Genomic DNA, 19585 nt, shown 5'->3' with positions numbered 1-19585 from the left:
TATCAATCGAGAAACCCGGACTGAGCCACGCCACAAGCGCATCTGTGGCGTGGCTCTGCCGTTCATGAGTAATGTGCGTGCCAATGCCCAAAGGTTTAGCCGAAGTCTCTCGCACTTCTCGTCGATTAGAAGCGTTTCCACATCCGCTTACTTAACGGCTGATGACCCGTTAGCGAAGATATTTACTCAAAATTTACCTTACCATGAACTAGTCAGATCATGAATTTGACGCCACCTTCTACTCCAGCCGCTGCCGTTCAGCCTCATATATTGATTGTGGTTGAAAATCTGCCAGTGCCCCTTGACCGTCGCGTGTGGCTAGAGGCGACCAGCTGCGTTCGCGCAGGATACATCGTTTCCATCATCTCACCCATGGGTTTAGGCTGGGAAGAACCATATGAGTTACTTGAAGGCGTACATATCTATCGCCACCCTGTTCCTGTTGAGGATGGTTCAGGAATATTGGATTACGCCCGGGAATACAGCAATGCGATCTGGCACTGGTTTCGTCTGGCAAAAATAGTCTGGAAGCGGTGCCCTTTCGATGTGATCCAAGGCTGCAACCCACCTGACCTCATATTCATACTGGCGTTAAGATATCGATGGCGCGGCGTCCGGTACATGTTTGACCACCATGATGTTTGCCCTGAACTTCTGATCGCGAAGTTTGGAAAACGCGGCATAGTTTACTGGTTGATGCGCCTGCTCGAGCGGTTGAATTTTGCCGTGGCCTCCGTCTCTATGGCTACGAATGAAAGTTTTCGTAGAATTGCCATCACCCGCGGTGGAAAATCCGAGAGCGATGTATTTGTCGTAAGGTCAGCACCGAAAATCGATTGCTTTATTCCCGCCGAAGGTGACCGAGCGTATCGCGGAAAAGCGGCAACGGTGTTTGGTTACGTCGGAGTGATAGGTCAACAAGAAGGGATGACAACCCTCGTGAGCGCTGCGTCGCATCTTGTCCACGCCCATAAGCAGACGGATGTGCATTTCGTGATCATCGGCTTTGGACCTGCATTGGATATGATGATCCAGCAGGTTGGTGACCTTGATTTAGCCGAATATTTCACTTTCACCGGGCCACTATACCAAGCGGATCTGATCGCAGCTTTGAACGCAATAGACATAGGTTTGGCATGCGACCCGAAAAACCCGATGAACGACATGTCCACCATGAATAAAGTTATGGAGTACATGGCGCTCGGAAAACCTGTGGTTCAATTCGATCTCGTCGAAGGGCGCGTATCTGCGGGTACGGCCAGCCTATATGCTAGTTCAAATGATCCGGAAAATTTTGCCGATAAAATGAGCTTGCTCATTGATGATCGCGAATTACGCAAGAGGATGGGCGCAGAAGGCCGTCGGCGAATGTTGAATGAACTTTCATGGGCATACTCGGAACCTCACCTCCTATCTGCATATGACCGCATTATGCATAAATGAAATAGCGATGAATTCGCAAGAAAACGCAAGAACACATTATTCGAGGATATGTCTATTTTGCAAATCACCGCTCAGGATGGAAGTGTGCGCCGAAAAATACTTCTGATAAAAGGCAAGGGAGGGCTGGGCAATCGCATACTGTCCGCCGTATGCGGTCTTATATACGCCGATCTATCAGGGCGCACGCCCGTAATAGATTGGCGTGATGGCAGCTATGCCCCACTTGGAGATAACGCGTATCCGCTTCTATTTAACACGCCTATAAAATCGACCTGTGCAGAAGTTGATAAAGCGGTTTGCGCTGTCGCACCTACCATCTGGACTGGATATCTCACGGCCAGTACCCAAGACATGATAAATAAATTTATGCCCAAGGCGCACTCCAGCCCCAAAGCATATCGAGTTTTTTGCGTAGATCTGGAAGACCTCAATGTGCCCGAAGATATCGCGGTGTATTGGTCTTACCTTCCGAAGTTCCGGCGCCTTACTAAACATATTCGACGTGATCCTCGTTTCACGGGTCGGTCAATTCCGTGTATAATCAAGGAATATCTTGACCGCTATTTTACACCTAATGTGCGGGTAGGACGAGAAGTTACACGTTTGACTGCCCAACTGGGAGCGAATCCGATAGGGATCCATGTTCGTTATACCGATCGCAAGATCCCTTTAAATTCCGCGCTATCCATACTTCGCAAGCGTCTAATGCAGGTACCCGACCAACCGATATTTCTGGCCACAGATAACGCCCACGTGCAGCGAAAAATGAAAATGGAATTTGCCAACCTATATCATATTAATAAGCACCTACCGGATAATGGCGAAAGGTTGCATTGGCCGGCGACAGATGTCGCCAAACTTCTAGAAGCTGAAAATGCGTTAATTGACATGTGGGTACTATCGAAATGCACGCGTCTCATCTATTCTCGGCAATCAACATTTTCCCAAACTTCGGTTTATCTTGGGAATATGGCACGGAATCAACTTGATGACGTGGACCGCAACTCCCCCAAAGTTTTGCTGAAACAACTTATCCAATATTATGCTTGATCGTAGCCGTTCAACCAGGTGTCTCTGCGTCGCCAGATTAATTGCCAGCGCTGCGCCGATAACACCCCCTTGGAATTACCAGAATACGCAAGTGGACGCGTAATTACAAACCGGAATGCCGACCAAAACCACATTAAAAGGATTCCATATCGTACTTGCCAAGCAGGCCAATGATCCTGGATGAGAGAGACGCGGGCCTTCATTACAAGAATTGCCTTTTCGTCATTGTTTTTGGTGGATGCACCCACATGATGAACTATCTGGGCATCAGGGGTGATCATCGGTTGGCACCCCAAGGCACGCGCTCGAAGGCAAAGGTCTGCATCTTCACCGTACATAAAGTACTTACTGTTAAATCCGCCCAACATGTTCCAGATATCACGTCGGATAAGTAGAAAACACCCTACGACGATATCCACTTGGCGAATATCATCGCGTTGCCAGTTTCCGTACTCTTCAGGGTTGAATAGGGCGCTTTGGCTAAAGATCCGACTAAGCCCAACAGCGCGAAAAAGCAGGCTATGTAGGCTGGGCGCGGCCCAACATGACGCTTTGTTAAGCGTTCTGTCGGAAAAAACCGTCCGCCCGCCCCAAATGCCGGCACCAGGGGCGGCTTTAGCAAAGGTCATAAGCGCGCAAACAGCCCCTACGTCCGCTTCAGTATCGGGGTTAAGAAGTAAGAGATATGGCGTCGTACAATAACTGGCTGCTAGATTGTTCGCACAAGCAAACCCCACGTTTTCCGGCAAACTTATGACCCTGACCATCGGGAAAGCTTCGGAGATCTTCTCGACCGATCCGTCCGTCGAAGCATTATCAATCACGATACAGTCGTAATCTACATTGCGGTTATGCAGATCTAATGCTTCGATAGCTTTAAGTGTCATCGGCGCAGTATTGTAACTTACGATAATTATGGTGAGCTGCTTGACAGATTTAGCCGAGACTCTCTCCCCGGAATTGGGAAACACAGTCAATACCCCGTAGCTCGTAAAACGACATGGACCGTATCCTTTAAAATACGCGTATCTTCCCTAAGAGATAAAGTTAAGTTATAACGCCGGTCGTATGCAGCACGATCAACAAAGGTCGATTCATTACGCATAGATACCTGCCAGTTTCCACTAATACCAGGGCGCAGGTTATAATAGTCCGTACCTGGATAGATATGTTTTTGATTAACCATCATTGGCCGCGGACCAACCAGGCTCATATCGGCACGTAAAACGTTCCAAATTTGAGGAAGTTCATCTAAAGAAGTCTTACGCAAAAATGAACCGAAAGTCGTAATGCGCGGGTCGTATTTCAACTTTTGTGTGGTTCGCCATTCCTCCTGCGCGTCTAGGTTACGATGAAAGTATTTCTCGATAACTTGATCGCTATCGTGAACCATCGTTCGCAACTTCCATATTCTAAAGGGTCGGCCATATTTCCCTATTCGAGTTTGCGAAAAGAACGGGGTGCTGCCGGTCATGGCTATTATTGTCGCCAGAATCATAATCACCGGAGCAACAAGAGGTAGCGACAGAATACAAATGACCAAATCCATTAGCCTCTTACCGAAGTTTCGATAAATTCCTAACGTCACAGACTGATATGCAGCGTCGCGATGTCTTGCCGTTAGAATGCTATCCGTGCTCAAATATCTCATATCGCGCTGCCTTTGTCTAACGTTTGAATACGGCATTGCTAAATCAATGTGGTTACCAGATTATTAAGGAACGTCTGATGGGACCCAGCCTGGATGGAAGATAATGACCAATAAAAATTACCTTTTGGTGTTTAACGGATAATTAATACCTTTCACTTCACAGTGTTTAAGCGTCAGTAAATATGCCTGATCATCACGCAACCAGTTTTTTGACTGCTTCATGCTCATTGAGTCCTCAATATTCTACATCTGTAGTTATCAAGAGAAAGTGCGTAGATATGAAGTTTTATATATTCCGCCTGCTTTCTCGAAAAACTCTGCTTCTGAGTTTTATTGGTTTAGGTACCGCAATCGGTTTTCTTGTAACGCTCCTCTCTTCTCCAACATATCATAGCAAAGCTCGCTTATTACTCGATGCGGATACAGCCCTACCAAGTTCAGACTTAACTGCCGCACAACCTACCGCCCTTAAGCAACTTTTGTTAATTAAAGAGCTTACTTTAAGGCGTGAGACACTCTTGGAGTTCGCCGATATCGTCGAGCTCGATAATTCAGAAAATCAGGAAGACGTTTATGAGCGCGCGCGTCGAAGTGTGTCAATAGACATATCAGCCGATCGTCACACGCTACCAGTTTTAACAGTGGGTTACAGCGCCCATTCCGCCGAAGTCGCTTTAAAAGGGGCCCGAGAACTTGTAAAAAAAGTGCTTCAGCAAGACGCCGATCGACTTTCTCTTGGCGTCAATCGCATTGTTAAGTGGCACCAGAATGAAGTGTCCCGTCTTAAACAAGAACTAGACAATAATAGTCATCAGATTTTTACCTTCAAACGGGAAAACAAGGATGCTTTGCCAAATAACCTGCCATCATATAGACTGCAACTCGCGGCACAGCGCAAGCGGCTGTCGCAGATTATAAAGCAAATTGAGATGGAGAAGCGCCAGCGGCTCGACGTGGTGCTTCCCCCACAAAAATTTGAGTCACGCAAGGTCGGCGAAAAGTTGCATACATTGTCGCGAATTAAGCCATCTGTGGTCACGCCGAAACCGGACGATGCGCTCACATTGCTTGAAACGCACCGAAAGGACATCTCAAGTAAGTTGGAAAGCCTGACCCAACTTATAGACACCACCCAATATAACGCAGTTCAATTAGAAAATCTTGAGCAAGCGCGTGATAATATAAGAGCCCGGTTACTTGAGGCGTCATCCAACCTTACCCGTGCACATTCTGCTGAACAAAGTGCCGCTTCAGACTATGGTCAGCGCTTAACTATATTCGAGCCAGCGCAATTACCCACCCGTGTTACTGGAATTATTCCTTCTATGATAATATTCATTTCGACGATCGGAGGATTGATAGTCGGATTATTGTCGGTGATTGTAGTTGAGACATATCGTAGGATTATTCGGAGGCCAGAAGATCTAATAAGTCATCTAGGTGTTACTCCTATATCAACACTGCCTTACATTCCCGCGCATAGCACCCGTGCATAGTGCTGAGTCTGCACGAATAAAAATTTCTGAAAGCTTATGAAAAGCGACATCCACAGGTATCGCTAAGTGGATTCGTAGGTAGTTAACTCGGCGTTAATATGCCGTTTTGTAAATTGAAAATTACAAGTCATCGGAGAGCAATACTATGGCGCAGAGCTTACGCATCAATCATGACATTAGTTCGCTAGACGATTACGTCTCTATTCAAAACGACCATCGGCATCTATGTGAGCCGGTCACGCTGCGACAAGATCGGTGGGACGCATTAGCGCCGGGTGAGTTGAACATGAACCTACTCGCTCAAAATCGAATCATCGCGCAGTCCCGGGGGCCAGAGTCGCTGCATTTCGATGTTCTAAGAACCCGCACTTTTGCAGAGATGTCGAAGCAAAACTGGACAAAGTTGGCAATTGTATCGCCTACTCACGGATGTGGTAAAACTAACGTCGCGCTAAATTTGGCAATGAGCTTTTCCAAACAATCCGACAGCCGCACTATTTTGCTGGATCTTGATTTCCAGGCACCCGCAATATCCAAACTAATGGGGATGGCCAATGGTCCTGCTCTATCGAGTTGCCTACTGGCACAGGAAGAGTTTGGTCATATCGCCAAACGTTTTGGCACTTCGTTAGCCGTCGCCGGAGACGAACACCCGGCTGACCTTCAAAGTGATCTCTTGTGTAGTCAAAAACTTTCGGACGCGTTGGCGACTATCGAACATGTTTACCAACCCGGACTAATGCTTGTTGACACGCCGCCGATGCTGCAATTTCATGATATTGCCGATATCACCCCACATATAGATTGCGCGCTTTTGGTTATTGACGCTCAATCTACAGCTGCCCGCGAGGTTGATTTGTGTGAAAGAGATCTGGCGCGCCAAACCAATGTTTTAGGTATCGTTCTTAACAAGTGTCACGAGAGTGTATGCGAGTATCAGGTTCTTTGATCGGCCATTTGTAGAAGTTTTGCCTCGCTTTTGCGTGCAGCGATTTTACCTTCCTCATGGGCTTGGTCATTGTAAATGAAAGACGATGCTTCGGGCATGCCGGGCCGCGAGGGTCAACCAAGTAACGAAAAAGGCCGAGGGGATATCAGAATATCCCCTAGTCGTCCAATTTGGAAGTTCAGAGACATCTATTCAGATATAAGCATGACGTGAGCTAAACAGGAGCTGGATAATCCTCGCTATTTTTCGCGGTACTGGTGCTAACTAGAAAAATCTCCAGAAATTAGTTCACGTCGGCACGGTGCTGTTGCTTAGCGCTTTTCGCCATACCAGCTATGACGCCAGTCGATCATTTTCCCGACCTCTTTACTTTGTGCGTCGATGATCTGACGGGAAAGCTGTTTTATGTCTTTGTTCGAGCTCTGCTTCAACGCAACTGCTGCCATTTCGATAGCCGACGCATGGTGCGGCAATTGTGAATCGATAAATGCCTTGTCAAATGGAGACTTCTGTTCGAGCTCTTTTGCACTGTCCATGCCAAACATACTGCGTTCATGAGGATGGGGTTCCGTCGCGAGTTTCGCGGAGCTATCAAGATCATCAAGAATTGAATCAAGTGTCTTGATCTCTTTTTCCTGATCCTCGATCATATTTTTTGCGAAATCAACAAGGTCCTTATGTTCGCCTTTATCAACAGCAACCTCGGCCATTGAAATAGCCATTGCGTGATGAGCTGCCATCATATTGACGAAGCGTATGTCAGAGTATTCTCCGTTATGGATAAGACTTGCAGGCGCTTGATTTTGGGATGTCATATCAGTTCTCCTTTTTGTGATAATTACCAACGTAGGAAAGCAGACTTAGTTCCGTAGCGGCTGAACTTGTGGTTGTAATCATGCACTGACCTGATACCCCGAGTTAAAATTCTCTGGGCCGGTGGTGGCAATCAGTTGGTGCAAAAGTTTCGTAGTTCATTGCGGTCCGGGGCGCTGATGCCGCTTACCAGCAAAACTGAACCAACTGTGGCGAAACGCTATAGTTGCGTCAACGTTGGTTTAATGCTTGGCAGCCGACCATAAGTCAGGACAGCGTGGTCTACATCAGGCCATGACCTCTTCCAAGGACAGAAGCAGTAGAAAACCAATGAAGAACATTGCGGCGACCCATGGCTTATCCGGGGTCTCATGTGCTTCGACCAGCAGCTCCTCCGTTACAAGGTACAACAACGCTATCAATCCAAAGCTTAGAAAGGCGGTAATATATTGGTCAGGTAATCCGGCTATTGGCGTAGCGACCAAGGCACCTAGCGGAAGTAACAAAATCAAAGCCGCGATTACCAGAACGATGCGCACGCGCGATTTTACAGTTTGTGAAAGCTCCGTGGTTACCGCCAACCCGAGGAAAAGCACCTCTACGCTGAGTGCGATAGTCAAAAGCAGCCCCGCTTTAGCCCCTGCCGCAAAAGCAATGCCCAGGACCAGTCCGTCAATCAGGATGTCCACGCCGACGAGGGTAAGCAAACCTGCGGGGCCTTCAATGACGCGCTCTAACTGTCGAATTGCCAGCATAACGCCAATTCCTGCAAAACCACCTATTAACGTCGCGACCAACGCCCCGCTATGCATCACATCCGGCATGATCTCACCCGCGGCAGCGGCAAACACGACGCCTGCGGCAAAATGTTGGATAGCGTTGACAAGGATCGGCCCCGGTCGAACGTTAACCGAGATGATCGCTCCCAGAATTGCAATTGCTGCGGGAATTAAAGTGTAGATCCAAGCGGGGGTCATATCAAGCTCACGCGCCGATTCCTTCATGGTCTGTCAGGCATTCTGAATGGTCGCGCAGAACCTCAAGAACCTTGCAGTCAGCTACGCTGTCTCCTTCGCATTCTGCGACCATGCGCTTGAGTTCTTTCTTAAGCGACTGAAGCCGCTTCAGACGCTGTTCAACTTGGCGAAGCTGGCGGCGGGCAATTGAATCGACCTCTGCGCACGACCGTGACGGATTATCGGATAGTTCCAAAAGCTCTCGGATCGAGTCGAGAGAAAACCCCAGTTGCCGCGAGTGTCTGATAAAGGCTAGCCGATCACGATCCTTTTCAAAATCCCTGCGTTGCCCGCCCGAGGTCCGACCCGCCTCGTTCATCAGCCCGATCTGTTCGTAATACCGGATAGTCTGCACCTTTGTTCCCGTCTGACGAGAAAGTGCGCCAATTGCAAGCATGGCTGCCCCCTTGTATATCCAAAGCCCGAACTCTACCAAGGCTGTAGCTTATTGACTGTAGAACGAGTGGGAAATCAAAAAGGTTCCACTTTATGTGCGAAGCAAATCCCAACGACTGATTTCTTGCCTAAACCCCTGTTCGCTTTAGCTTGAACCAAGAACACGTCGTCAGAAATTACGGATATATACAGGCAGTGGACAATTTACAGGTAAATGTAGGGCCGGTTGTGCAAAGCGGGGCCGACCACATGACTGCACACCGCGCCAGATCGCGGACCACGCGTTAAGATGGATCATTTCGCTACCTTATCACCAGTTGCACTTGGGTTTCTGGGAAGCCTTGCAGCCGGGCTGATGACTGCGGTCGGGGCTGCACCGGTGCTGTTTGGTCGCACACCTTCGCGCAAGTGGCGCGATACCTCGCTGGGCTTTGCGGCTGGCGTAATGCTTGCCGCGTCGTTTTTCTCGCTTATCATCCCGGCACTCGATGCTGCCGAAGTGCGATATGGCGATGGGGCGATACCTGCATTGATTGTCTGCGTTGCGATCCTTTTGGGTATGGGGACCGTCGCTGTGGTCAACGAAGTGATACCGCATGAACATTTCAGCAGCGGTCGCGAAGGCCCAGAGGCGGTTTCGTTAAGGCGGGTTTGGCTGTTCATCATCGCTATTACCATCCACAATGCGCCCGAAGGCCTGGCCGTCGGTGTGGCGTTCGGTGCAGACGGGTTTACTGGCGGTTTTCCTGTCGCTTTGGGGATCGGGTTGCAGAACGCCCCCGAAGGTCTGGCCGTCGCCGTTGCCTTGTTGGGCGAACGATATTCGGCGGGACGGGCGTTTGGAATTGCCGCGCTGACAGGGTTGGTCGAACCAATCACCGGTTTTCTCGGTGCGGCGCTGATTGTCGTGGCGCAGCCTGTTTTGCCTTGGGGTTTGGCGTTTGCAGCGGGGGCCATGCTGTATGTCATCAGCCACGAGATCATTCCTGAAACCCACCGCAGCGGTCACCAAAAACAAGCAACCACCGGATTGGCAATCGGCCTCGTAGTTATGTTGTTTCTGGACGTTTGGTTGGGATGATCGTCGGGCCGATATGGCGGTTACCTACGGCGGTCTGTCTCTCTGACACGCCACCGTAGGTAAATTTCATGCCCCCCCCAAGGAGGTGCCACGCTCTCCTAGATCTGTGCAACCGGAGTAGAGGCTACATCATGTTCGTGCGCAGCCTCGACCAAGGAATGATGGCCGCCGGGTCTAGGAGCAAACCAGCGATGCAAAGCGGGCATCACCAGTAGGGTAAGGACGGTGGATGACACCAACCCCCCTGTCACCACCGTCGCCAGTGGCCGCTGTACTTCGGCACCCACCCCTGACGCGAACAGCAACGGAGCCAGCCCCAGGGCGGTTGTCATGGCGGTCATCAGCACGGGACGCGCCCGCAGGCCAGCGGCATCAATCGCCAAGCGATCCAAATTATGGCCCGCCCGGGCGAAATCATCCATGAAGCTGACCAAGACCATACCATTTCCCAAGGCGATACCGAACAGAGCGATAAAGCCTACGGTTGCCGGGACCGACACCGGTAAACCGGTCAGCCACAAGGCCAAGGCTCCGCCGGTCAATGCCAACGGGATGTTAAGCAGGATCAACACTGCCGATTTAAGCCGACCAAAGGTAATCAACAGGATCAGCAGCACGATGCCCAAAGTGATCGGAATGACCACAGCAAAGCGGGCGTTTGCCTGTTGTTGCAACTCGAATTGTCCCCCCCAGACCAAGCGATAGCCCGGAGGCAGCTCCAGTTTCTCATCCGTCAGTTTTTGTGCCTCGACGACGAATGATCCGATATCACGCCCCCGAACATTGGACTGAACCGTGATAAACCGTTCGCCATCTTCCCGGGTGATCTGCCGAGGTCCGATAACAGTGTCGATATTCGCCACCGTATCCAATGGCACCTGCGCCCCGGCAGGTGATTCAAGCACAATGCGACGGATCGCTTCGGGGGTGTCTCGGCTGTCCTTGTCAAACCGGACGACAATCGGAAATTGACGCACACCTTCGAATAACGATCCCGACTCGGCACCGCCTACAGCTGCACGCAACCCGTCCAACGCATCTTCGACATTTAACCCGTAACGCCCAAGGGCCGACCTATCCATGGTCACCACAAGTTGCGGCGCTCCGGTAATCTGATCCGCCTGCACCTCGGCCGAACCCTCGACCTGTTGCAACAAAGATTGCAGAACTTGCGATTTTTCCAGCAGAATCTCTGAGTCCGGACCAAAGATCTTGACCGCGAGCTCTGCCCGGGTACCGGTCAGCAATTCATCGACCGACATGGCAATGGGTTGACCTATGTTGACGACGACGCCGGGATAGGTCTCCAGATCCTCGGAAATTGCCGTCCTTAGATCTTCGGCAGACATTCCGTCACGCCATTCATCTGCCGGGTTCAATTCAATGAACGCCTCCGCGCTGTTGGTGGGGTCGGCATGGGCACCGACTTCCCCCCGTCCCACACGGGTGACGATGGATTTGATTTCGGGAAAATTCTTCAGCAGCCGTTTTTCAACCCGAGTTGTCGTCTGGGCCGCCTCGGTCAACGATATTGACGGAGCCATCGTCAAGCGCATCAAGATATCGCCTTCCTCAAGCGAGGGCGTGAACTCAGATCCCAGACGCGACCCCGCAAATCCCCCCGCAGCCAACAGCACACCACATAGAACGATCGCCAGAAAACGGTTCCGCACGAAAAAGCTTGCGGCATAACTGACCATTGCGGCGATACGCCCGGGTTTATCCGGCTGACCCGAACCTTTCTTCGCTGATTTGCGCATCAATGAGAACGCCATCGAAGGCGCGATCAATGCCGCGTAGAACAGCGACCCTGTCATGGCAAGCGCCGCCGCTGCTGCCAAGGGTCGGAAGGTCTTGCCCTCGACCCCCTGCAACGAAAACAGGGGTAGAAACACGACGATGACAACCGCAACCGCAGCAACCAAGGGGGCTATCACCTCGGCGGTGGATCGGGCGACCAGCGTCCGCGGGTCTTCGGGTTTGCTTTGCTCTTGAAAGCCGCGGTCAACGTTTTCGGCGATGACAATCGCGCCGTCGACCATCATGCCGATGGCGATGGCCACGCCCCCCAGAGACATCAGATTGGCGCTGATGCCCAGAATACGCATGGAAATAAAGGCGAACCCTACGGAAAACGGGATCGACAGAACAACCACCAGACTGGGCCGCCAACCGCCAAGAAAAACGAACACCACCAACGCCACCAGCAGCGCCCCCTGCCACAAGGCCGTTGTGACCGTTGCCGACGCCTTGTTTACCAACGTGCCCTGATCATAGTAGGGAACCGCTTCAACGCCTTCTGGCAAACCCGAGTTGATTTGCTCAAAGCGTTCCTGCACCCGCGCGATCACGTCAGAGGTATTCGTGCCGTAAAGCTTCAGAACCAGCCCGGCCACGACTTCACCCTCACCGTTTGCGGTTGCAAGGCCCTGCCGCACGCCGCCCCCGACGGATATGGTCCCCAGATCCCGCACGCGCACGGTGCGACCATCTTCAACACTTACAACTATCTCTGAAAGGTCCTGGATTGACTTGGCCAGACCAACGCCGCGCACGGTATATTGCTCGGACCCGATTTCGAGGAACTGCGCCCCTTCGGTCTTGTTGCCCCGTTTCAACGCTGCGATCACATCGGCAATCTGGATATCATAGGCGAGCAGTGCATCCGGATTGAGCGTGACCTGATACTGCTTCTCATACCCTCCCAAAGACAGGACCTCGGTAACGCCGGGCACTGTCTGTAGCTGATATTTGATGATCCAATCCTGTATTTCGCGCAGCTCTACCAGGTCACGCGAACCGGTCTTATCTTCCAGGCGGAAGTACAGGATGATCCCCAGCCCGGTCGAAATTGGCCCCATTTGGGGATCACCGAACCCGTCAGGAATATTGCCGCGGGCTTCCGCCAGCCGTTCGCCCACAACCTGACGGGCAAAGTAGACATCCGTACCGTCTTCGAAATAGATGTTTACAACCGATAGTCCGAAGTTCGAAACCGACCGCATGTTCTTGAGCTTTGGCAGCCCAGACATCGCGGTTTCAATCGGATAGGTCACATATCTTTCCACCTCTTCGGGGGCGAGCCCTTCGGTTTCCGTGAAGACTTGGACCAGCGATGGTGTCACGTCGGGAAAAGCATCAACGGGCAGGGCGCGGAAGGCAAAAAGCCCGCCGATCGTCATGGCAAACGCCGCAATGGCGGCAAGCAGCCAGCCACCGGCAATTCGGTGCATAAAATCAGTCATGTTCAGTTTTCCTAGTGTCCGTGGCCATCGCCAAAGGCGTCTTTTTCAAGCTGCGCTTTCAAAGTGAACGCACCATCCGCGACGAACTGGTCGCCCTCTTCAAGCCCGGCCTTGATTTCCACATAGCCACCTGCGGTAGTTCCCACCATGACAGGGCGCGGTGCAAACCCACCATCGACAGGGACAAAAACTGCCGATTTGTCCTCGACCAGCTGAACCGCGGACTGCGGAACGCGCAGCACTCTCGTAGAAGTACCAACACTGAGGTCAGCGATCACGAACTGTCCCGGTGTCAAGGTACCTTCGGAATTGTCTACAACAACCCTTGCCGTAGCGGTGCGCGATACTTCGTCAATCACCGGCAGAACAAATGCCACTTCTGATTGGGCAATTATATCGCCGGCATCCGATTTGAGAGCCACAGGAGCGCCGACCCGCACGCGGCTGATATCCTGTTTGTAGACGATGATATCGGCCCAAACGACGCTGTCGTCCACGATAGAAAACAGAATTTTGGCATTGGCGTCACCGGCGGTTACGGTCTCACCCAATGTCACCGCGCGCCTTACAACCATGCCCGCCAGCGGTGCCCTTAGAACGGCGTCAGCGTTGTTGCCATCGGCGGCTTTGTTAATCTCGGCAAGCGAAGAATGGTCTATGCCCACAGCGTGCAGTTCGGTCTCGGCGGCATCGCTTTCGGCCTTGGCTGTTTCGAATTCCGCGCGCGCGGTCTGAACATTTGCTTCTGACGCAATCTTTTGCGACCACAAGCTTTCGGCCCTGGTCAATGCCTGTTGCGCCAATGATTTTCTGGCCTCTGCCGTCAGCCACCGCGCCTTCAACGAAGCCAGTTCGCGACTGGTGATCAAGGCAAGCGTATCTCCGTATGCGACACTGTCGCCCTCGGCTACAAAGAGCCGGTCCACGATACCGCTCACCCGCGGCGACACGTTGGCCACACGGCTTGTGTCGAACCGAATTTCGGCGGGCAAGCTCAGGGATTCACCCAGTGTAGCAACCTTTGCCTGTTCTACGACGATGCCGGACTCGATCACCATTTCAGAGGTGAGCTTGACCAGGTCGCCCTCACTTTCTTCCCCAGCATGTGCACCGGGTGCCTCACCGGCGTGGGCGTCGGGTGCCTCTCCGGCGTGGGCGTCAGACGCTTCTTCAGTGTGAGCACCGGGCGCTTCGTTTGCATGGCTGTCGCCCGTTTCAGCAGAGGTTTTGGCGGCGTCGGTCTCGCTCTCCTCCGGAGCCTCATGATCATGGCCGTCCGTTTCGGATAGGTTTGATATCTCCTTGCCAACCGCAGCCACGACAGTTTTTTCCAACTTGTTGTGAGGCTCTGCTGGTGCCGCAATCGCGTGGCTTGCCGTGAAAAAAAGGGCACTTGTCACCAGCGCGGCATTGGATGTCATTTTGTTATACATTTCTGGTCTTTACTCCAAGACAGATAGAAGGCGCAGCACTTAAGCTGACGCTGAAAGGTCTCTGATTTTGGGAAAACGACTAGTCGCGACCATGGACACTTAGACAGCGCTATCTGGTTCAAATATCGCCTGTCGGTGGCCAGTGATCGCACTTTGGGCGAAAGTCAGCACCGTTCGTTTCCGAGAGAGCCTAGCTTCTTGGAGGCCGGTAAAGCCCTTGTAATAGAGAGAGCATCATCTGGTCGTCGGATTGTGACCAGGCATGCGCTTTGGGCGATGCGATGCCATCCATCCTGATTTTCTTAGCGACGATCAAGTGAACGTGGCAGTCACCGAAATGGTGTGAAGTACTGTCGCCGCCACCTTCGTCTTGCTGTCGGTCGGTATGATCAGGGGTCGCAGAATCGGCGGCAGAAGCAATTTTTCCAATATCTGCGTCGCCGACGACGCCGGTGTGTACGTCAGCTTTGGCAAGACTCACATTCAGAACCAGCGCAAAGAGCACGGTCAAACCGATTTTTGCAAAATGAATGACTGACAACTGCTTCATGCTGATCGCTTACACCACATTTCCGTCATAGCCCATAGGTTTGATCGAAAGAACATTTCAACTTATGCTGAGCGTGCAGAAAAACCCATAGGGGGTGCGCCGCATGCAACAAGGCCGGGCCGGGTCTAATGACCATGGGCCAAGGCACCTTTGGCCATGGAGGTGGTAATTTCTTCACCTCCGCTCACGTTTGGATGGTCATCGCGTGCCCGCAACAGCCTCAGAGCATTGGCGACAACCAGCAAAGACACCCCCACATCAGCGGCGATAGCGCCCCACATTGTCGCCAGACCAAAGGCGGTCAGCCCGACGAACAGCGCCTTTGTCGCCAGCGCAAACGCGATATTCTGACGTATGATGGTCATCGTGCGCCGAGAGTGACCGATTAACCACGGAACCTTGCCTATGTCGTCGGTCATCAAGGCAATATCCGCGGTTTCAATTGCAGCGTCCGATCCCATGGCTCCCATGGCGATGGCAAAGTGCGCCCTTGCCATTGCCGGAGCATCATTTACGCCGTCGCCGATCATCGCAACGACATCGTACCGCGCGACCAGTTCCTCGATCGCGGTTACCTTGTCCTCGGGAAGCAATTCCGCACGCACCTCGTCTATTCCGACCTCTGACGCTACGGCGCGGGCGGTGCGTGCGTTATCGCCCGTGAGCATGACAATCTTTTGCACACCCTGCGCATGAAGGCGTGCCACCACGTCCCTAGCGTCGGCGCGGATCCGATCACGCAGTTCGATCACACCCAATAGACGGTCACCTGACCCAACAACGACCATTGTGCTGCCGGCGGTTTCAATCTGCTCCAGCAGGTCACGGGGTATGGCCTCCCCAAATCCCTTTTCCGTCGCAAACCGATCAGACCCAAGCCAAACCGGTTTGTCTTGCATCCAACCCTCGACGCCGCGGCCTGGAACGGTACGCGTATCACTTGCCACTGCTTGACGGATATCGTCCTGTTCCCCGCGTGCCAAGATCGCGCGTGCCAGCGGGTGCGATGATCGTGCCTCAAGAGCTATGGCAGTGCTCAACAGCTCTTGCTTGGCAATGCCGTCCATCGGGTGCAGGGCCGCGACTTCGGGTTCGCCCATGGTGATGGTACCGGTTTTATCCATGGCCAGGGCCATCAGACGCGAGGGCGCTTCCACATACGCCCCCCCTTTGATCAGCACACCATTACGTGCAGAAGACGCCAGCGACGCGACGATGGAGACCGGCGTCGAGATAACCAGCGCACAGGGGCAGGCGATTACCAAGAGCACCAGCGCGTTATAGAACCAATAGCTCCACGCCCCCGCGAACAGTAACGGAGGAACCACTGCGATCAAAAGTGCAAGCGCCATCACGATTGGGGTATAGACCCGGGCAAACCTAGTGACCCACTGTTCAACCTCGGCACGTTGTGAATGTGCATCACCCACCATTCGGATAATCTTGGAAAGCACGGTGTCGCTTGCCGGCTTGGTCGCCCTGATGGTCAACGTACCGACCCCGTTGATCGTACCCGCGTAAACATCGTCACCTGCTTCCTTTGCGACCAACGCGCTTTCGCCAGTGATCGGTGCCTGATCCACGTCGCCATGCCCGGCGACCACTTCGCCATCAAGTGCGATACGGTCACCACCGCGCACGATAAACCGATCCCCGACAGAGACCTCTGCCGCAGGGATATCTGTTTCGGTCCCATCAGGCCGGATAACCCGCGCGGTCGAAGGGGCAAGATCAAGCAACGCCGACACCGCATTGCGCGCGCGTCCCACGCTCCAGGATTCAAGGGCCAGGGACAGCGCAAAAAAGAAAGCAACCGTCGCTGCCTCGAAAAATTCGCCTAGTATAATCGCCCCGGTAACAGCCACGATCATCAAAAGATTCATATCTGGCGACACCCTGCGAGCCGCTGACCAGGCTTTGGGTGCGATAAGCCACGCGCCGAACACCACCGCGAGCATGAAAAGCCCCATTTCGACCAGCGGCATAGGCGTTTCGCCGTGCCCTGAAAACAGTCGCAACGCGCCCGCAGTGCCGGTTTCAACCAGGTGATACAGAAACCCCGCCGCCCAGAAACCGCCGCTAAGCGCAGTGTAGAACCGCTGCTGCGCGAAATGCGCTGCCTGATCGGCTTGTGCATTTTCCGCATCCCACACTTTCGCGCTCATGCCGGTAGTGCTGACAATCTGAATAATCTGATCATCGCTCAACGACTCAGCACCCGCCAGAATTGTCATCCTGCCATTCAATACATCGAAGGCCAGAGATTGAGAGCCACCGACGTTGGGCCCAACGACCTTGTTCAAAATTGCCACCTCTTCGGCGCAATCAAGTCCGTTGACCCTAAAACTGCGCCCGGCGGACGGCGGAGGCACCGCCGCGTTCAGCGTGCTGCGCGTCGCCTGACCACAACAGGCACCGGTTGGCGATTCATCCTCCGGATGGGCGTGATCATGCGAGTGCAGGCTGTCATTGGGCATTGGAAAAACCTCGGCTAGGGAATGTCCCATCATAGATAGGAGCTTCAGCAACTAGAGGTTCAAGTGCTTTTTTGCAGAAATCTGATCGCGACTGCAGGCGTCCGATTTTACCCGCGCACAGACGTGAATATACGCCCTTAACCCAGATTAAGGCTGTTAACGAATATTCATGCTATGCTGATCCTGCGGGAATCATGTGACTTGGGTATCAAGGTGTCTTTTATTCGCAGCTGTCTTTCCCGCTTAGGCTTTGGACCAAAGCCGAAGGGATTTGAAGACTCGCAGTGGTGTGATCGAATTCGGGGGAGCCATGTCAGCAAAACTATTGAACGTGGTGTACGGAAGACATTCGAGATTTGAAAGCTTCGTGGGCCGCGCGTCGCAATCAGCGTTTGTTGGCAGGGCGCTGGTGGGTACCACAGACCGGCGCGAACGTTTTCACTATGGTGCTCACCAATGTGCCGCCATTGCCCCGGATGGTTTCCCCGCTCCCGTACTGGCTCAGGAGAAACGAGGAAAACGCACCGCCTTTGTCAAGGTGGGTGATGTTTGGTTTTTCCGCTATGCACCCGTCTTCACCGGAACGGTTTCCGGCGCGCTCCCTACCAAATGAATGCCTTGATCCTGGAAGGTATGATCAAGGCGGACCAGGTGCTTGGATTGTATCAGGCAAGGATATGCCACGGTTTCTGATCACTGCGCGGCAGAACGTACCCAGTCTTCACCGCCCCGATACGCTAAAAAACGCTCATCAGCGTTAAGAGAGGATGGGGAGGAGAGGTGCTTTAAACAGCTTTAATGAAACGGTCATCAAAACTGCGAAAGTTGATCTGACCAAAGGAAACACAGTGTTTCTTCTGGGGCAACAAACAATGGAGGAATACCGAGATGGCCAATCAAAATTATCAACGCGAACGTTCCTACAGTGACGACCGTGGACAAGGAAGAAACGCTGGCAACGACGGATCGCGCCGTCATGATTCCGATTGGGGGGAAGACCGTTCGGAAGGATACCAGCAAGGAAATCGCAACAGCTGGGAAAGACAGCAAGGCGGCGGCCAGGATTGGCAAAACAATCGTTCCGGCCGGGGTCAAAACCAACAGTATCAGGACAGCTATATGGGCGATTCCTATGACAGTGACCAGCGTGGTGGAATGAGCAGAGGTGGAGACCAATCTCGGCAACAGGGCTACGGCCAAAGCGGCTATGGTCAAGATGCATATGGATCCGGTCAAGGCCGCAGCGGATACCAAAGCGGAGGTTCTCAAGGTGGCGGCTACCAGAGTGGTGGATACCAAGGTGGCGAATACCAAGGCGGTGGATACCAGGGTGGCGGCTATCAAGGCGGTGGCTACCAGAGCGGTGGCTACCAGAGCGGTGGATACCAGGGTGGCGGATACCAGGGTGGCGGCTACCAGAGCGGTGGATACCAAGGTGGCGGCTATCAAGGCGGTGGCTATCAAGGTAGCGGGTATCAAGGCGGTGGGAACTCTCAACGCGGATATCAGGGCAGCAGGGATCAAGGCCGTAGCCAGTACGGCTCTCACTGGGGTGACGGCGGCGATTATGAGGGCTCCCGCGGCGGTTCGACCGAAGGCAGATCTTCATGGATGCGCGGTAATTCCGGTTCCGGCGGCGATAATTATCAGCAATCGGGGCAATCGCATTCCGGACGCGGCCCTAAAAATTATCAACGCTCTGACGAACGCATCAGCGAAGACGTATGTGACCGCTTGTCAGACGATCATCAACTTGACGCGTCAAACATCGACGTGTCGGTATCGGGTCGCGAGGTTACACTTTCCGGTGAGGTAGATTCAAAACAAGCCAAGCGACGCGCTGAAGACTGTTGCGATTCTGTTTCCGGGGTTGAGCATGTCCAGAACAACCTGCGGGTAAAAAAGTCGAATAGCGAGAATAGCAGCCAGGAAACGTCGAAATCTAAGAACAAATCATAAAGTAGAATAATCACAAGTACCGGCAA

At 52.8% G+C, this 19585-nt stretch carries 16 protein-coding genes; 7 read left to right on the top strand and 9 right to left on the bottom strand.

The features are described from left to right. Positions 1-219 precede the first annotated feature (219 nt). Together AC13DE_RS11295 and AC13DE_RS11290 are read left to right on the top strand one after the other, a co-directional pair. Entirely contained in the window at positions 220-1443 is a 1224-nt protein-coding gene (locus AC13DE_RS11295; RefSeq protein WP_483047885.1) for a glycosyltransferase family 4 protein, read from the top strand. Positions 1444-1491: 48 nt separating this feature from the next. Beyond that, positions 1492-2493: a NodZ family protein gene (locus AC13DE_RS11290; RefSeq protein ID WP_483047884.1), complete on the top strand. Its 1002-nt coding sequence runs from the start codon at positions 1492-1494 to the stop codon at positions 2491-2493. Here the strand turns inward: AC13DE_RS11290 and AC13DE_RS11285 are convergent. Together AC13DE_RS11285 and AC13DE_RS11280 are read right to left on the bottom strand one after the other, a co-directional pair. Beyond that, complete coding sequence (locus AC13DE_RS11285) at positions 2484-3464, bottom strand: glycosyltransferase family 2 protein (RefSeq protein WP_483047883.1); 981 nt, start codon at positions 3462-3464, stop codon at positions 2484-2486. The two genes, AC13DE_RS11290 and AC13DE_RS11285, sit on opposite strands and share 10 nt — an antisense overlap. A 2-nt stretch (positions 3465-3466) precedes the next feature. Then, positions 3467-4042 (bottom strand): sugar transferase, encoded by a 576-nt coding sequence (locus AC13DE_RS11280; RefSeq protein ID WP_483047882.1) that lies wholly within the window; start codon positions 4040-4042, stop codon positions 3467-3469. Positions 4043-4422: 380 nt separating this feature from the next. Between AC13DE_RS11280 and AC13DE_RS11275 the strand changes: the two genes are divergently transcribed. Then, positions 4423-5640 carry a GumC domain-containing protein gene (locus tag AC13DE_RS11275; protein WP_483047881.1) on the top strand — a complete coding sequence of 406 codons (1218 nt, stop codon included), beginning with the start codon at positions 4423-4425 and terminating at the stop codon, positions 5638-5640. Between the two features lie 145 nt (positions 5641-5785). Next, positions 5786-6589, top strand: coding sequence for a tyrosine-protein kinase family protein (locus tag AC13DE_RS11270; RefSeq protein ID WP_483047880.1), 804 nt, complete (start codon positions 5786-5788; stop codon positions 6587-6589). Positions 6590-6900: 311 nt separating this feature from the next. On the opposite strand, the gene AC13DE_RS11265 is transcribed toward AC13DE_RS11270, so the two are convergent. The 3 genes from AC13DE_RS11265 to AC13DE_RS11255 form a co-directional block, all read right to left on the bottom strand. Beyond that, positions 6901-7404 carry a DUF305 domain-containing protein gene (locus tag AC13DE_RS11265; protein ID WP_483047879.1) on the bottom strand — a complete coding sequence of 168 codons (504 nt, stop codon included), beginning with the start codon at positions 7402-7404 and terminating at the stop codon, positions 6901-6903. Positions 7405-7689: 285 nt separating this feature from the next. Next, positions 7690-8379: a ZIP family metal transporter gene (locus AC13DE_RS11260; RefSeq protein WP_483047878.1), complete on the bottom strand. Its 690-nt coding sequence runs from the start codon at positions 8377-8379 to the stop codon at positions 7690-7692. 7 nt (positions 8380-8386) lie between these two features. Next, the gene (locus AC13DE_RS11255; protein ID WP_483047877.1) at positions 8387-8815 is read right to left on the bottom strand and encodes a MerR family transcriptional regulator; all 429 of its coding nucleotides are present in this window, start codon (positions 8813-8815) and stop codon (positions 8387-8389) included. 288 nt (positions 8816-9103) lie between these two features. On the opposite strand from AC13DE_RS11255, the gene AC13DE_RS11250 reads away from it, so the two are divergent. Continuing rightward, a complete protein-coding gene (locus AC13DE_RS11250) occupies positions 9104-9895 on the top strand; it encodes a ZIP family metal transporter (protein ID WP_446314127.1) in 792 nt (263 codons plus the stop codon). A 98-nt stretch (positions 9896-9993) separates the two neighbouring features. On the opposite strand, the gene AC13DE_RS11245 is transcribed toward AC13DE_RS11250, so the two are convergent. The 4 genes from AC13DE_RS11245 to AC13DE_RS11230 all read right to left on the bottom strand — a co-directional run bounded on the left by AC13DE_RS11245 (position 9994) and on the right by AC13DE_RS11230 (position 17600). After that, positions 9994-13140, bottom strand: a complete 3147-nt coding sequence (locus AC13DE_RS11245; protein ID WP_446296460.1) for an efflux RND transporter permease subunit — start codon at positions 13138-13140, stop codon at positions 9994-9996. Positions 13141-13151: 11 nt separating this feature from the next. Then, on the bottom strand, positions 13152-14573 hold the full coding sequence (locus AC13DE_RS11240) for an efflux RND transporter periplasmic adaptor subunit (RefSeq protein ID WP_483047876.1): 1422 nt from the start codon (positions 14571-14573) through the stop codon (positions 13152-13154). 190 nt (positions 14574-14763) lie between these two features. Next, positions 14764-15123 carry a hypothetical protein gene (locus tag AC13DE_RS11235; protein ID WP_446314124.1) on the bottom strand — a complete coding sequence of 120 codons (360 nt, stop codon included), beginning with the start codon at positions 15121-15123 and terminating at the stop codon, positions 14764-14766. Positions 15124-15248: 125 nt separating this feature from the next. After that, positions 15249-17600 carry a heavy metal translocating P-type ATPase gene (locus AC13DE_RS11230; protein WP_483047875.1) on the bottom strand — a complete coding sequence of 784 codons (2352 nt, stop codon included), beginning with the start codon at positions 17598-17600 and terminating at the stop codon, positions 15249-15251. A 310-nt stretch (positions 17601-17910) separates the two neighbouring features. Here AC13DE_RS11230 and AC13DE_RS11225 point away from each other — a divergent pair, with 310 nt between their 5' ends. Then, complete coding sequence (locus tag AC13DE_RS11225; RefSeq protein WP_483047874.1) at positions 17911-18213, top strand: hypothetical protein; 303 nt, start codon at positions 17911-17913, stop codon at positions 18211-18213. A gap of 275 nt (positions 18214-18488) precedes the next feature. After that, positions 18489-19559 carry a BON domain-containing protein gene (locus tag AC13DE_RS11220; RefSeq protein WP_483047873.1) on the top strand — a complete coding sequence of 357 codons (1071 nt, stop codon included), beginning with the start codon at positions 18489-18491 and terminating at the stop codon, positions 19557-19559. The last annotated feature ends 26 nt before the right edge of the window (positions 19560-19585 follow it).

The organism is Sulfitobacter sp. L-8 (assembly GCF_056859255.1).
This window is presented reverse-complemented; position numbering and strand designations above follow the sequence as displayed.

What these genes read in the sequence shown, in the direction of transcription:
- AC13DE_RS11295 (WP_483047885.1), top strand. Translation starts at nt 220, where the DNA reads ATGAATTTGACGCCACCTTCTACTCCAGCCGCTGCCGTTCAGCCTCAT.
- AC13DE_RS11290 (WP_483047884.1), top strand. Translation starts at nt 1,492, where the DNA reads ATGTCTATTTTGCAAATCACCGCTCAGGATGGAAGTGTGCGCCGAAAA.
- AC13DE_RS11280 (WP_483047882.1), bottom strand. Translation starts at nt 4,042, where the DNA reads ATGGATTTGGTCATTTGTATTCTGTCGCTACCTCTTGTTGCTCCGGTG.
- AC13DE_RS11275 (WP_483047881.1), top strand. Translation starts at nt 4,423, where the DNA reads ATGAAGTTTTATATATTCCGCCTGCTTTCTCGAAAAACTCTGCTTCTG.
- AC13DE_RS11270 (WP_483047880.1), top strand. Translation starts at nt 5,786, where the DNA reads ATGGCGCAGAGCTTACGCATCAATCATGACATTAGTTCGCTAGACGAT.
- AC13DE_RS11265 (WP_483047879.1), bottom strand. Translation starts at nt 7,404, where the DNA reads ATGACATCCCAAAATCAAGCGCCTGCAAGTCTTATCCATAACGGAGAA.
- AC13DE_RS11260 (WP_483047878.1), bottom strand. Translation starts at nt 8,379, where the DNA reads ATGACCCCCGCTTGGATCTACACTTTAATTCCCGCAGCAATTGCAATT.
- AC13DE_RS11255 (WP_483047877.1), bottom strand. Translation starts at nt 8,815, where the DNA reads ATGCTTGCAATTGGCGCACTTTCTCGTCAGACGGGAACAAAGGTGCAG.
- AC13DE_RS11250 (WP_446314127.1), top strand. Translation starts at nt 9,104, where the DNA reads ATGGATCATTTCGCTACCTTATCACCAGTTGCACTTGGGTTTCTGGGA.
- AC13DE_RS11245 (WP_446296460.1), bottom strand. Translation starts at nt 13,140, where the DNA reads ATGACTGATTTTATGCACCGAATTGCCGGTGGCTGGCTGCTTGCCGCC.
- AC13DE_RS11240 (WP_483047876.1), bottom strand. Translation starts at nt 14,573, where the DNA reads ATGTATAACAAAATGACATCCAATGCCGCGCTGGTGACAAGTGCCCTT.
- AC13DE_RS11235 (WP_446314124.1), bottom strand. Translation starts at nt 15,123, where the DNA reads ATGAAGCAGTTGTCAGTCATTCATTTTGCAAAAATCGGTTTGACCGTG.
- AC13DE_RS11230 (WP_483047875.1), bottom strand. Translation starts at nt 17,600, where the DNA reads ATGCCCAATGACAGCCTGCACTCGCATGATCACGCCCATCCGGAGGAT.
- AC13DE_RS11225 (WP_483047874.1), top strand. Translation starts at nt 17,911, where the DNA reads ATGTCAGCAAAACTATTGAACGTGGTGTACGGAAGACATTCGAGATTT.
- AC13DE_RS11220 (WP_483047873.1), top strand. Translation starts at nt 18,489, where the DNA reads ATGGCCAATCAAAATTATCAACGCGAACGTTCCTACAGTGACGACCGT.